At 44.6% G+C, this 14,340-nt stretch carries 13 protein-coding genes; 3 read left to right on the top strand and 10 right to left on the bottom strand.

Annotation, left to right across the window (positions count from 1 at the left end; all coding sequences use genetic code 11):
- Positions 1-75 precede the first annotated feature (75 nt).
- The 6 genes from NB504_RS12525 to zapE form a co-directional block, all read right to left on the bottom strand.
- Positions 76-813 carry a cytochrome c1 gene (locus NB504_RS12525; protein WP_017046506.1) on the bottom strand — a complete coding sequence of 246 codons (738 nt, stop codon included), beginning with the start codon at positions 811-813 and terminating at the stop codon, positions 76-78.
- Positions 810-2,075 carry a cytochrome bc complex cytochrome b subunit gene (locus NB504_RS12520; protein WP_017046505.1) on the bottom strand — a complete coding sequence of 422 codons (1,266 nt, stop codon included), beginning with the start codon at positions 2,073-2,075 and terminating at the stop codon, positions 810-812. Before NB504_RS12520 ends, NB504_RS12525 begins: the two co-directional genes overlap by 4 nt.
- Positions 2,075-2,671, bottom strand: a complete 597-nt coding sequence (gene petA, locus NB504_RS12515) for a ubiquinol-cytochrome c reductase iron-sulfur subunit (RefSeq protein ID WP_010318038.1) — start codon at positions 2,669-2,671, stop codon at positions 2,075-2,077. The genes NB504_RS12520 and petA overlap by 1 nt, the downstream gene beginning before the upstream one ends.
- Before the next feature lie 326 nt (positions 2,672-2,997).
- On the bottom strand, positions 2,998-3,390 hold the full coding sequence (rpsI, locus tag NB504_RS12510; RefSeq protein WP_010318040.1) for a 30S ribosomal protein S9: 393 nt from the start codon (positions 3,388-3,390) through the stop codon (positions 2,998-3,000).
- Positions 3,391-3,405: 15 nt separating this feature from the next.
- Entirely contained in the window at positions 3,406-3,834 is a 429-nt protein-coding gene (gene rplM / locus NB504_RS12505) for a 50S ribosomal protein L13 (RefSeq protein ID WP_013856066.1), read from the bottom strand.
- Positions 3,835-4,071: 237 nt separating this feature from the next.
- Positions 4,072-5,178 (bottom strand): cell division protein ZapE, encoded by a 1,107-nt coding sequence (gene zapE / locus NB504_RS12500; protein ID WP_258429009.1) that lies wholly within the window; start codon positions 5,176-5,178, stop codon positions 4,072-4,074.
- Positions 5,179-5,322: 144 nt separating this feature from the next.
- On the opposite strand from zapE, the gene zapG reads away from it, so the two are divergent.
- The 3 genes from zapG (at position 5,323) to degS (ending at position 8,454) form a co-directional block, all read left to right on the top strand.
- The gene (gene zapG, locus NB504_RS12495) at positions 5,323-5,766 is read left to right on the top strand and encodes a Z-ring associated protein ZapG (protein ID WP_017046504.1); all 444 of its coding nucleotides are present in this window, start codon (positions 5,323-5,325) and stop codon (positions 5,764-5,766) included.
- Between the two features lie 116 nt (positions 5,767-5,882).
- On the top strand, positions 5,883-7,247 hold the full coding sequence (locus NB504_RS12490) for a Do family serine endopeptidase (protein WP_026027948.1): 1,365 nt from the start codon (positions 5,883-5,885) through the stop codon (positions 7,245-7,247).
- A gap of 142 nt (positions 7,248-7,389) precedes the next feature.
- Positions 7,390-8,454 carry an outer membrane-stress sensor serine endopeptidase DegS gene (gene degS / locus NB504_RS12485; RefSeq protein WP_026027947.1) on the top strand — a complete coding sequence of 355 codons (1,065 nt, stop codon included), beginning with the start codon at positions 7,390-7,392 and terminating at the stop codon, positions 8,452-8,454.
- Positions 8,455-8,531: 77 nt separating this feature from the next.
- Here the strand turns inward: degS and parC are convergent, their stop codons facing one another.
- The 4 genes from parC to cpdA form a co-directional block, all read right to left on the bottom strand.
- Positions 8,532-10,808 carry a DNA topoisomerase IV subunit A gene (parC, locus tag NB504_RS12480; RefSeq protein WP_258429008.1) on the bottom strand — a complete coding sequence of 759 codons (2,277 nt, stop codon included), beginning with the start codon at positions 10,806-10,808 and terminating at the stop codon, positions 8,532-8,534.
- Entirely contained in the window at positions 10,809-12,692 is a 1,884-nt protein-coding gene (gene parE, locus NB504_RS12475) for a DNA topoisomerase IV subunit B (RefSeq protein WP_017042666.1), read from the bottom strand.
- 212 nt (positions 12,693-12,904) lie between these two features.
- Positions 12,905-13,501 (bottom strand): esterase YqiA, encoded by a 597-nt coding sequence (gene yqiA, locus NB504_RS12470; RefSeq protein WP_013856059.1) that lies wholly within the window; start codon positions 13,499-13,501, stop codon positions 12,905-12,907.
- On the bottom strand, positions 13,491-14,312 hold the full coding sequence (gene cpdA / locus NB504_RS12465; protein ID WP_013856058.1) for a 3',5'-cyclic-AMP phosphodiesterase: 822 nt from the start codon (positions 14,310-14,312) through the stop codon (positions 13,491-13,493). The genes yqiA and cpdA overlap by 11 nt, the downstream gene beginning before the upstream one ends.
- Positions 14,313-14,340: the final 28 nt, after the last annotated feature.

Raw genomic sequence — 14,340 nt, 5'->3', positions numbered from 1 at the left:
GATATAAAAACAATGGAGGCCAAGCCTCCATTGAAGATTCTAAAAATTAGAAATTAACGCCGCATGGTAGCACAATTAATGCACATCACGCCAATATTCTTTCTTCAATAGAACAACCACGATAGTAAATAGCACAAGGAATGCCATTACCCACCAACCTAAAGTTTGACGTTCAAGCTTGACTGGTTCTGCTGAATATTCAAGGAAGTTAACAATGTCACGGACCGCTTGATCATACTCACTTTGGCTCAGCTCACCCGTTCCATCAGACTCGGCACCAATAACAGCCTTGACTTCCTCGCCATTGACAAGATGAGTACCATAAACTGGTTGTGGGATCCCTTGTAGCTCTTCAAGCACATGAGGCATACCGACACTTGGGAATACGATGTTGTTTACGCCAAAGGGCCGGCTAGGATCGGCATAAAATGAACGAAGGTAAGTATACAACCAATCTGTTCCTCGAACACGAGCCACAAGCGTTAAATCTGGTGGTGGTGCACCAAACCATTTCGCTGCCGACTTATCTGGAATCGCATTCTCCATCAGTTGACCAATTTTGGCATTCGGATCAAAAATCAAATTCTCTTTCATCAAATCCGAGGGAATATTCAAATCATTCGCTACACGCTCATAACGCTGGTACTGAGTTGAGTGGCAACCAAAACAGTAGTTCATGAATAGCTTTGCACCATGCTGCAGTGATGCTTGATCTGTTAAATCATTATTTGCTTTATCTAAATGTACATTTGCGCCAGCTGCCAAAGCAAGAGATGGCAGCATTGCAAACAAAATTACAATCCACTTTTTCATTTAAATGTCACCCTCTCTGGTAATGGTTTCGTTGCTTCATTTTTGCTGTAGAAGAACAACAAAACAAAGAACATGAAGTAACCAACGCTAAATATACGTGCAAGCATTGTGTAAGTGGCTGTCGCAGGTAACGCACCTAAAACACCTAACGCAATAAAGCAGATAGTGAACTGAATAATATTGATTAAGTGGAACTTACTACGATAACGGTAAGAACGAACCTTACAACGATCCAGCCATGGCAATAAGAACAACACCACAATCGATGCACCCATCGCAGCCACACCAATTAACTTATCAGGAACAGCACGTAAAATTGCATAGAAAGGCGTGAAATACCAAACAGGTGCGATGTGTGCTGGCGTTTTTAGTGGGTTTGCCGCTTCAAAGTTAGGCGGCTCAAGGAAGTAGCCCCCCATCTCTGGGTTAAAGAACAACACATAACAGAACAGGATTAAGAAACCGGCTACACCAATAAGATCTTTCACTGTCCCGTAAGGATGGAATGGAATCGAATCAATGATGTCGTATTTCTTGGTGTAGTAGTCGTGAAATTTAAACTGCGTTTTATAATCATCGCCCATCGACCCTTTTGGTACTTTGGTTTCGATACCGTCAGGGTTATTAGAGCCGACTTCATGCAGTGCTAATATATGGAGAACAATTAGCAACAATAAAACAATAGGTAAAGCAATCACATGCAGTGCAAAGAAACGGTTCAGAGTGGCACCTGAAATAACGTAGTCACCACGTATCCATAGAGTTAAATCATCACCGATAACGGGGATTGCACCGAACAAAGAGATAATAACTTGCGCTCCCCAGTAGGACATTTGTCCCCATGGTAGCAAGTATCCCATAAAGGCTTCGGCCATCAACACTAAGAAGATCAGCATGCCAAATAGCCATAGCAGTTCACGAGGCTTCTGATAGGAACCGTAAATTAAGCCACGGAACATATGTAGATAAATCACCACAAAGAAAGCTGAAGCGCCAGTGGAGTGCATATAGCGCAGTAACCAACCATACTCAACATCACGCATTATGTATTCAACAGATGCAAAAGCCCCTTCACCTGATGGCACATAGTTCATGGTTAGCCACACGCCAGTGAGCAGTTGGTTAACAAGAACCAACATGGCTAACGATCCAAACAAATACCAAAAGTTAAAGTTTTTCGGCATTGGATATTCAGATAGGTGTTTTTTGTAAGCGTTCATTGCAGGTAAACGCTTTTCTACCCAATCAAGTAAAACTTGCATTATGCAGCCTCCCCGGTCTCATCTAATCCTATGACAATACGAGTATCGCTAAGATACATATATTGAGGGATAACCAAGTTTAGTGGTGCCGGAACACCTTGAAAAACTCGACCCGCCATATCAAATTTCGAACCATGGCAAGGACAGAAAAAACCAGATTTAACCCCTTGAACTTGTTCACTAAAAGAATCAGGCAAATAAGTAGGTGAACAGCCAAGGTGAGTACAAATACCCACAGCAACGAAATATTCAGGTTTAATCGATCGATAAGCATTTTGCGCATAATTAGGCTGCTGCTGCTCATCCGATTGAGGATCTCGAAGTTGGTTTTCGATATCTTTTAGCCCATCGACCACTGATTGAGAACGACGAACAACCCAAACAGGTTTTCCTCGCCACTCAACACGAACCATTTGCCCCTCTTCAAGTTTACCGATTTCAACTTCAACGGGGGCTCCAGCCGCTTTGGCTTTGGCACTTGGGTTCCAAGATTTAATAAAAGGAACGGCGACAGCAGCGGCTCCTAACCCTCCGACAACGGCTGTTGTCGCGGTTAAGAAACGTCTGCGACCGTTATTTAAAGGCGCATTGCTCATCCAAACATTCTCCCATTTGCTCCCTGTGGATTATTATTATTCCGCTTATCAAGAGCATGGCTAACAAAATACGAATCTAGTTGTATTTATTTGATGGCAAATCATAAATAAAACCCTACTTTTTGACAAGATAAAGCTACCTTTTCGTAACATTCGTGAAGTAAATCGCACGTGAGGTCACAAAAGGAAGATTAAAGAGCAACAACCAAATGATGTGATTAAAAAAATGAGTGTTTGCTAACACCAAAAAACAAAAAGCCCGGTATAAATACCGGGCTTTTGAACCACAATCCAGTAACACTGGAAGCGAATCTTTTGAAAAAAGATTAACGCTTAGAGAATTGTGGTTTACGACGTGCTTTACGCAGACCAACTTTCTTACGTTCAACGCAACGAGCGTCGCGAGTAACGTAGCCAGCTGCACGTAGAACAGGACGTAGTGATTCGTCGTATTCCATTAGAGCGCGAGTGATACCGTGACGGATAGCACCAGCTTGACCAGAAATACCACCACCTTTAACAGTGATGTATAGATCTAGTTTCTCAGTTAGTTCAACTAGCTCAAGAGGTTGTTTAACAACCATGCGAGAAGTTGGACGACCAAAGTAAACATCAAGACTACGCTTGTTGATTACAATGTTGCCGCTGCCTGGTTTAATAAAAACGCGTGCAGCTGAGCTTTTGCGACGGCCAGTGCCGTAGTATTGATTCTCTGCCATTTTCGAAATCCCCAATTAGATGTCTAGTACTTTTGGTTGTTGAGCAGCATGGTTGTGCTCAGCGCCAGCGTAAACTTTCAGCTTACGGTACATAGCACGGCCTAGAGGACCACGTGGTAGCATACCTTTAACCGCTAGCTCAATAACCATCTCTGGCTTACGAATAATCAGCTTGTCGAAAGTGATTGATTTTAAGCCGCCTGGAAATTCAGTGTGACGGTAGTAAGTTTTAGCTGCTGCTTTGTTACCAGTTACAGTAACTTTCTCAGCGTTTACAACGATGATGTAATCACCAGTGTCCACGTGAGGAGTGTATTCAGCTTTATGTTTGCCACGTAGGCGAGATGCAATTTCACTTGCTAGACGACCTAGAGTTTTACCCTCAGCGTCTACGATATACCAGTCGCGTTTTACAGTTTCTGGTTTAGCAACGAAAGTTTTCATGCTAATAATAACCCGTTAAATAAAATTTACACTAAAAGGAGCATTAAAATGCCCCCACTGTCTAAGAGTCCAAAGTTGCCCCTTCGAGCGTTTGGTTTCTCTCGGCCTCTCGTTTCACAGAAACAGGCCTGCAGTAACGGTGGGTCGCAGGATTATAGGGAAGTCAGTAGAAAAAATCACCTCTTTTTGAACAAAATCACGAATTTTTTATTTTGCTTTAAAAGTGTTCGGATTGAGCTAGGCCAGATGTTCCCTTGATAAATACTCATGACTTTGCATTTCAATTAACCGCGACTGACAACGTTTGAATTCAAACTCAAGTTGCCCATGCAGATACAGATCGTCCAGCGCCACTTCGGCGGAGATAATTACTTTTACATGTCGTTCGTAAAATTCATCAATCAACGCAATAAAACGCCGCGCTGCATCATCGATGGCGCGATCCATTTGCTTCACATCAGCCAACAGTACTGTATGGTAAATTTTGGACAACTCAATGTAATCGTTTTGGCTTCTCGCCGTTTGGCATAACTGTTCAAATGTCGCATGTAAAATACCATCACTAGCCTTTACAACAGGGAGGGTGCGATGGTTGATTTCAATCTCACTGCGTGCTTCTTTTTTCTCGTCACCAACCAATTGCCGATAGTAATGTTGTAAATTGTGGCTTGCTGCTTCATCCAATGGATAGTGGTAAATTTCCGCTTGCTCTAATGTTCTTAAGCGATAATCAATGCCACTATCGACGTTCAACACATGACAGTGTGATTCAATCAAAGCAATTGCAGGGAGAAAGCGTGCTCGCTGCAAGCCGTTGCGGTATAAGTCGTGCGGTGGAATGTTCGATGTCGCCACTAAGATAATACCGCGCTTAAACAGTGCTTGAAACAAGGTACCCAAAATCATCGCATCGGTAATATCTGATACAAAAAATTCATCAAAACAGATAATTTCCGTTTCAGACTTAAAAATATCGGCAACCTTTTCTAAAGGCTCTTCAACTCCAGCCAGCGCCTTCAACTCATCATGAACTCGGTACATAAAACGGTGGAAATGCACTCGCATTTTGCAAGTGGTTGGCAGAGCCTCAAAAAACGTATCCATTAGATAGGTTTTTCCTCGCCCGACACCGCCCCAAAAATAGAGCCCTCTAGGTAAGTTAGGCTGTTCAGGTTGGCGACCAAGCCATTTGGTCCAAACCGCGGAGGGCTTAACTGGTTGGTTAAGATAATCCTGAAACTGATGGTAGAGTAAATCCAGCGCATCGACGGCGCTTTCTTGAGCAGAGTCTCGTTGAAAACCGAGTTTTTTTACATCGTGTTCATATCGCTGTTTTGGTGTCATGACCGCCTACTGCACTAAAGAAAATGGAAACTGCTATTTCGTGTATTTCGCTTTATTGGCTAGAGCAGTCATAGTAACATGTCCAAGCGACGTGTGTAACCAACAGGTAAAAAACATGTTAAATAACAACAATAAGGAGCTGTTATGCCTTGGATATATGCCATTGTAGGCTTGCTAGTAGGGGCCGTGTTGGGAATGGTCATTTCACGATTGACTACGCCTCAATATAAAAACCAAAAGTCTCTACAAAAAGAATTAGATAACGCGAAATTTAGTTTGGAACAACAACGCCAAGAATTGTCGGATCACTTTGCTCAAGCGGCAGAAATACTCGATACCCTAGGTAAAGATTATACAAAACTGTATCAACACATGGCCAAAACATCGTCCGAAATTCTGCCGAATATGCCAGAGCAAGATAACCCATTTATCAAAAAAATCGCTCTGCATAATGATACAGAGAAAAGCAACGATGACATTTTGGAACAGCCACCGAAAGATTATGCCAATGGCGCAACAGGGCTTTTTAATACCCCTAAAAAAGAGATCATTCATTCTGCAGACGTGGTTAAGGTGAAAGCCGTTTAATCTGAATTCATGAACTTTATAAAGGTTTTTGAGTCATAAACCTCACGAGAGTGTTGAAGTTTTGTCTTTCGTACAAATATTAAACTTCGAACACAGTTATTCCAAAGGAGCTTATGATGAAAAAACCTTTACTTCTTTTAACCGCTCTATCGTTAAGTTTAAGTTCAATCATCACCCCACTACCCGCAATGGCAGCGCTACCCTTTTCTGTCAGTGGTGAGCCATTGCCGAGCTTAGCACCGATGCTAGAGCAAGTGACACCGGCGGTTGTGAGTATCTCAGTTGAGGGAACTCAAGTCTCCCATCAACGTTTACCCGAGCAGTTTCGATTTTTCTTTGGTCCTGACTTCCCAATCGACCAATCGCAAGAGCGGCCATTTAGAGCATTAGGCTCTGGTGTCATTACTGACGCAGACAAAGGTTATGTTGTGACTAATTATCACGTCATCGATGGCGCTGATAAGATTCGCGTCAAACTATACGACGGCCGAGAATACGATGCGGAGCTCGTCGGTGGCGATAAAATGTCCGATGTCGCGCTGATCAAACTCAAAAAAGCAAAAAATTTAACCCAAATTCGTATCGCGGATTCAGACAAACTGCGTGTAGGTGATTTCACTGTCGCGATCGGGAACCCGTTTGGTCTTGGTCAAACGGTGACTTCCGGCATTGTTTCTGCGCTAGGACGAAGTGGACTTAATCTTGAAAACTTTGAGAACTTTATTCAGACCGATGCCGCGATTAACAGTGGCAACTCTGGTGGTGCCTTAGTCAATCTCAATGGTGAATTGATTGGGATTAATACCGCGATTCTTGGGCCGAATGGTGGCAACGTTGGGATCGGTTTTGCAATACCATCAAATATGATGAAAAACTTGACCGAACAGATCTTAGAATTTGGTGAGGTAAAACGTGGAGTGCTCGGCGTTCAAGGGGGGGAAATAACCTCTGAACTGGCTGAAGCGCTAGGCTATGAGTCAAGTAAAGGGGCGTTTGTTAGCCAAGTTATCAAAGATAGCGCCGCCGATAAAGCAGGGATCAAAGCGGGTGATGTCATCACAGCTATTAATGGAAAAAACGTTTCTACCTTCAACGAATTAAGAGCCAAAGTGGCAACATTAGGTGCAGGTAAAAAAATCACAATCGATGTTATCCGCGATGGTAAAAGCAAAACCTTCGACGTAACCTTGAGTGAAAACAACACCACAACCAAAGCAGAGCAACTGCACTCGGGGTTGACTGGTGCGGCACTGACCAATACGACGGATCAAGACCCAATCGCTGGCGTTAAAGTGACTGCTATAGAGAAAGGGTCAGCGGCAGAAGCGTATCAACTACAAAAAGAGGACATCATCATTGGTGTTAACCGCCAACGAGTGAAAAACCTCGCACAATTACGCGAAATTTTGGAGAAAAAGCCGAGCATACTTGCGCTGAATATCCAACGAGGTGATAGAACTATTTACTTGGTTATTCGCTAATTAGTGAGAATCTCTTGTCGAGTGATCAGGGCAGCATTTAAATGCTGCCCTTTTCTTATTCAATCATGTAGTGCTATTCTTCCTCTCTCAAGCTCAGGTGTAAAATAAGCTGAGTATATAGCGGGTTTTGTTTGGGGAAGATATGCTTAACTTTTTACTTCGTTCAGTGGGGCTTGGGCTTCTCGCTGCTATTGTTATTTTACTAGCGGTTCCCTCGCTACGTTCAAATGTTCTCCCGCAAATCGCGGCCGAAGAGTCTCCCAATGCGCTCTCTTTGCAAATTTCGTTTAACCAAGCCGTTCGCCGCGCCGCACCTGCTGTAGTCAATATTTACAACCAAAAATACACCGAAAGCGATCGCAGTAAACTGTCGATTCAAGGGTTAGGTTCTGGTGTGATTGTGAGCGAGAAAGGGTACATCATTACTAACTATCACGTAGTAGCCCAAGCCGACCAAATCGTAGCGGCCTTACAAGATGGCCGTCTCGCAGCAGCGCAATTAGTAGGCAAAGATCGACGCACGGATATCGCAATTTTGCGAATCGAAGGAACGAACCTTCCCGTTATTCCACAAAATCCCAATTACTCGGTGAAAGTTGGCGATGTGGTACTGGCCATTGGCAATCCATACAACCTTGGACAAACCACTACTTTTGGTATCATTTCTGCCACTGAACGTTCATCAGTCAGTACCGATGGACGTCAAGCTTTCATCCAAACTGATGCGGCCATTAATGAAGGCAATTCAGGTGGAGCTTTGGTCAACACTCAAGGAGAGCTGGTAGGTATTAACACGGCTTCGTTTCAACAAGCAACTGAAATGAAAACCGATGGTATATCATTCGCGATTCCTTACAAATTAGCCAATACCATTATGGAAAAAATCATTGCTGATGGACGCGTGATTCGCGGCTATATCGGTATTGATGGGCAAGATATTACTCCAGTAACATCTCGCCTACTTGGCAGTGAACATATTGGCGGCATAGTTGTGTTGGGCATTGACCCCAATGGCCCTGCGGAAACGGCTGGTTTTAAAGAGCGGGACATTATTCTAAAAATTGGCGGTAAAAAAATTAATGGTCGCAAGAGTGTGATGGAAATTGTCACTGACTTGCGCCCAGGTACCGTTGTCGATGTGCTCATCTTACGTAAGGGTGAAGAGATGACACTTCCCGTGACAATTGTTGAAGACCTACGCGAATAAAACTAAGCCACCAAAAACAAAACAAAGAGACATAAAAAAGCCCCCAACTCACGAAGGGGGCTTTTATTTATAGACTTTTACTCTTGCTCAAGATCTGAATCACTAAGTTCTGATTCAATCTCAATCGCAGTAACACGTTGTAACCCTCTCGGCAGTAAGCTACCTCGACGTCCACGCTCACCACGGAAGTTTTCTAGATCGCTGGCTTTTAAACCAAGTTTGCGTTTGCCGGCATAGAGCGTAATAGCCGCTCCTTGAGGCAAGGAGATTAAGTGTGACACAAACTCTTCACGCTCTTTGGACTTAGCCGCAGGAATATTGATTATTTTGTTGCCTTTGCCTTTGGTTAGCTGTGGTAAATCTTTGATTGGGAATAGCAACATTCGGCCCTGATTCGTGATCGCTAAAATGTCATCAGACTCCAAATTACCGATGGCCTGCGGCGTCATTACCTCTGAGTTCTCAGGCAAATTAACTAAGGCTTTACCACTACGGTTTTTCGACAGCAGTTCACCACCTTTACACACAAAACCATAACCGGCATCAGAGCCCACTAACCAGAGTTGCTCCTCTTCCCCCATCACTACTTGGCGAATAGACGAGCCCTCTGTGATGTTGAGACGACCCGTAATCGGTTCACCTTGGCTGCGCGCCGAAGGTAGCGAGTGAGCTTCAAGCGAATAACTTCGACCATCGCTACCCAAGAATACGACCTGTTGATTGCTCTTACCACAAGCATGAGCCAAATACTGGTCGCCGGATTTGTAGCTCAAACTTTGGCAATCCACATCATGCCCTTTGGCATGACGTACCCAGCCTTTTTCCGAAAGCACAACGGTGATCGCTTCACTTGGCACAAGGTCACGCTCAGTCAACGCTTTAGATTCAGCACGCTCAATCAGTGGTGAACGGCGATCATCACCGTACTTCTCAGCATCCGCTTTGATCTCTTTCTTCAACAATGTGTTCAAGCGACGCTCAGAACTAAGCAACTGCTCTAATTTTTCGCGCTCTTTGGCAAGCTCATCTTGCTCACCACGAATCTTCATCTCTTCAAGTTTGGCTAAGTGGCGAAGTTTTGTATCTAAAATCGCATCGGCTTGAATAGCACTAATACCAAACCGGGCCATCAATACCGCTTTCGGTTCATCTTCAGTACGAATGATTTCAATCACTTCATCAATATTCAGATAAGCAATGAGCAAACCTTCCAAGATGTGCAAACGCGCCATGACTTTATCAAGACGGTACTGTAAGCGGCGGCGAACCGTGGTGCGACGAAACTCAATCCACTCAGAAAGAATGGTCACTAAACCTTTCACTTCAGGACGATTGTTTAAGCCAATCATGTTCAAGTTAACACGGAAGCTTTTCTCTAGATCGGTTGATGCGAACAAGTGGCTCATCAACAAGTCACAATCTACGCGGTTAGAACGCGGCACAATAACAATACGCGTAGGGTTCTCATGATCCGATTCATCGCGTAAATCTTCAACCATTGGCAATTTCTTCGCGCGCATTTGGTTAGCGATTTGTTCGAGCAATTTAGCGCCTGAGACTTGATGAGGTAATGCTGTGATCACAACATCACTACCCTCTTTATGCCAAACCGCGCGCATTTTGATACTGCCGCGACCTGAGCGATATATTTTCTCAATTTCAATTCTGGGTGAAATAATTTCCGCTTCGGTCGGATAATCTGGCCCTTGCACGTACTGCATCACATCATGCAGTTGCGCTTCCGGGTTATCGATCAGGTGAATCGTCGCATCGGCAATTTCGCGCACATTGTGTGGTGGAATATCGGTCGCCATGCCCACCGCAATTCCCGTGACGCCATTGAGCAAAATATGAGGTAAACGCGCCGGCAGCATTTGGGGTTCTTGCATTGTGCCATCAAAGTTAGGCTGCCAATCAACGTTGCCTTGTCCAAGCTCACCCAGTAAAACTTCAGCGAATTTAGACAGTTTCGCTTCGGTATAACGCATCGCCGCGAAGGATTTTGGATCGTCCGGAGCACCCCAGTTACCTTGACCATCCACCAGTGGATAGCGGTAAGAAAAGGGTTGTGCCATTAATACCATCGCTTCGTAACAGGCCGAATCACCGTGCGGGTGGTATTTACCGAGCACGTCACCAACGGTACGCGCTGATTTTTTGTACTTGGCTGACGCCGAGAGTCCAAGCTCCGACATCGCATAAATAATACGTCGCTGTACCGGTTTTAAACCATCGCCAATATAAGGCAGTGCGCGGTCCATGATGACGTACATCGAATAATTGAGATAGGCGTCTTCAGTGAACTTACGCAGCGGCAGTTTCTCAACACCATCAAAGGTTATTTCAGTTGACATTTATTGCACCTCTGCCATATCGCCATAACGTTGCAACCATGCGCGGCGGTCATCTGCACGCTTTTTACCTAGCAACATGTCCATCATCTCATCCGTTGCTTCAGCATCATCAATGGTCAGTTGCACCAAGCGGCGCGTGTTTGGATCCATCGTTGTTTCACGCAATTGAAGCGGATTCATTTCACCCAAACCTTTAAATCGCTGGACGTTGATTTTGGCTTTTTTCTGGCTAAGTCGCTCTAAAATGCCCTCTTTTTCAGCATCATCGAGTGCATAAAAGACCTCTTTGCCGCAGTCGATCCGATACAAAGGAGGCATAGCAACAAAAATGTGGCCCGCTTTGACTAGTGCTCGGAAATGTTTGGTAAATAAGGCGCAGAGCAAGGTGGCAATATGTAAACCATCAGAGTCCGCATCTGCGAGAATACAGATTTTACCGTAACGCAATCCATCGAGATCGTCGTTATCAGGATCAATCCCAAGCGCAACAGAGATATCATGCACTTCTTGTGAAGCCAGCACTTGGTCTGCCGACACTTCCCACGTATTTAAAATTTTCCCACGCAGTGGCATAACCGCTTGAAATTCACGATCGCGCGCTTGCTTAGCACTGCCTCCTGCTGAATCCCCTTCGACAAAGAAGATTTCCGTGCGGCTCAGGTCTTGTACTGAACAGTCGGTCAGTTTACCGGGGAGCGCGGGGCCTGATGCGATTTTTTTCCGTACCACTTTTTTGCTGGCTCGCATGCGGCGATGCGCATTGGCTATGCACACTTCGGCAAGTAATTCAGCGAGTTGTGGTTTTTCATTCAGCCATAAACTAAAGGAGTCTTTTATCACACCTGAAACAAAAGCCGCGGTTTGACGTGAAGAAAGGCGCTCTTTGGTTTGCCCTGCAAACTGTGGGTCTTGCATCTTAACCGACAACACATAAGAACAGCGGTCAAAGACATCTTCACCAGTTAACTTAACGCCACGCGGCAACAGGTTGCGGAATTCACAGAATTCACGCATCGCATCGAGCAACCCTTGGCGTAAGCCGTTAACGTGCGTACCACCTTGTGCGGTAGGGATTAAGTTAACATAGCTTTCAGTGATCATCTCACCACCTTCAGGTAGCCAAATCACTGCCCAGTTGGCCGCTTCAGTTTCAGCGACAAACTCACCCGTAAATGGCTCTTCGGGCAATAAGGTGTAGCCCTTTACACCTTCTGCGAGATAATCTTTTAGGCCGTCTTCGTAGTACCAACGGTGCTCAAGATTGTTAACCTTATCACTAAAGGTGATCTCGAGCCCCGGGCAAAGTACCGCTTTAGCGCGCAAATTATTGATTAGGCGAGTCACTGAAAAGTTAGGCGAATCAAAGTAGCTGGTATCGGGCCAAAAGTGGACACTTGTCCCTTTATTGCGACGACCACAGGTGCCAGTTACCGTCAATTCCTCGACTTTATTACCGTGCTCAAACGCCATTTCATAGATTTGCCCATCACGGCGAACGGTCACTTCCACACGCTTGGATAGGGCATTCACTACGGAAATACCTACCCCATGTAAACCACCGGAGAACTGGTAGCTTTTGTTTGAAAACTTACCACCCGCATGCAATTTACAGAAGATAAGCTCAACGCCTGATATTTTCTCTTCAGGGTGAATATCAACAGGCATACCACGCCCATCATCGATCACTTCAAGTGATTGATCTGCGTGGAGAATAACTTGTACCTTGGAGGCATATCCGGCTAGCGCTTCATCGACACTGTTATCGATAACTTCTTGGCCTAAATGGTTAGGTCGCGCGGTGTCCGTATACATCCCAGGTCGGCGACGTACTGGTTCTAAACCATTAAGAACTTCAATGGCCCCAGCATTATATTGTTCAGTCATAATACGGAATGCTTTTATAGATAAATGATTCGTTACTTTTTCGGCAGTTTATCAATGATGTGCTTGTGATTAATTAACGACAACAACGCTGATTTTTTCAGCATTACAAACTGCAAAAGTATAGATAGAACATAGTCTGGAAGAGCCTTGCTTATGTCAAGCGAGATAAGTAAGTTACAGGTAAAATTATGACTCCCCCCTCAATGAATCGGTCAGAGATCTAGGAATTCGATGATTTGTCGCGGATATCGCTCAAAGTTCACAAAACTATGATCGCCGCCAAATTCAACCGTCTGTTTTGCTCCCGCCAATTTAGCGACGGCTTGACGGTAATCTAAGACTTCATCACCCATTTGTTGCAACAACCAAAATGACGTGACGTCATTAATTTTAACCTCTAATGCTTTGAGCTCTTCAATATGTTTCGCCTCTAGCCGATAGTGCTCTTGCGTGTAGGGGTTGACTTGTTCGCCTAAAAAATTGACCAATAATTCATACGGTTTGATTGCTGGGTTTATCACCACGGCACGAAAACCAAACAAATGGTTTAACCAAATAGACAAATACCCGCCTAATGAACTCCCCACCAGCGCAATACGATATTGATCTTGATGTTGATGAATAAGATCAAGTAGATATTCCGCAGCTTGCGCGGGAAAACTGGGTAACTTAGGCACCATCACTTTGATATCAGGACGCTGCATTTGGCAATACTTCACCATCACTTGTGCTTTGTGCGACAGCGGAGAGCTATTAAAGCCGTGAATATAAAGCAGCATAGGTTGACGAGTAGGCATCTCAGTATCCATTAGCGTTAAAATCCGGTTGGAATGCGCCGTTAGCTAAACGTTTGACTTGAGTTTCTATTTGACCATCAGCAGATAGCGTCAATTCACGCCATCCTGGGGAAGTGCGATCCAAAGCAAAATCATCTGAATTGGGCTTAAATTGTACACAGGTCGAGGGAGTGGCCATCACTCTGACACCGTGATGGAGTTTATCCATATTTTGATGGACATGACCACACAGGACGGCTTTCACATTGCGATGTTGCGTGACGATATTCCAAAAAGCATCGCTGTCTTTAAGGCTATGTTGATCGAGCCAGGCGCTCCCCACCAATAGAGGATGATGATGCAGCACAATCAAGGTGTGTCGCTGATGGTGCGTCGATAATTTTTCGTCAAGTAAAGCCAATTGTTGATCGCTCAGCCGTCCGTGCGGTACGCCCACCACTTGAGAATCGAGCATCACCATCTGCCAGTGTTCACCGAGTAATACATGCTCCGACTGTTGAATCTGCTCTGACGGGAATACGGCGCCCATATTAGGTTTAAAGTCGTGATTACCGGGAAGCCAAAAACAAGTTTTTTCTAATGAGGAAATACCACGAGAGAAACGAAGATAAGACTCAGCACTATGATCTTGCGAGATGTCGCCCGTGGCTAGAATTGCATCAAATTCAACATGTTGTGCGCAAATTTCTGCCACAACAGCATGAAAGCTATCTACCGTATTAACACTCAACAGGCTGCCATCATCCGGCGCAAACAGATGCGTATCGGTAATTTGTAGCAGCTTGATGCTGTCTGAATTGTCTAGAGTTGGCGACACGTTCAAAATTTATTAATCCAAATTGAATGACTAA

The organism is Vibrio sp. RM-69-4 (assembly GCF_024743775.1).
Taxonomy (GTDB): domain Bacteria; phylum Pseudomonadota; class Gammaproteobacteria; order Enterobacterales; family Vibrionaceae; genus Vibrio; species Vibrio anguillarum.
Note: the sequence above shows the minus strand (reverse complement) of the source record. Positions and strands in the feature narration are given on the sequence as shown.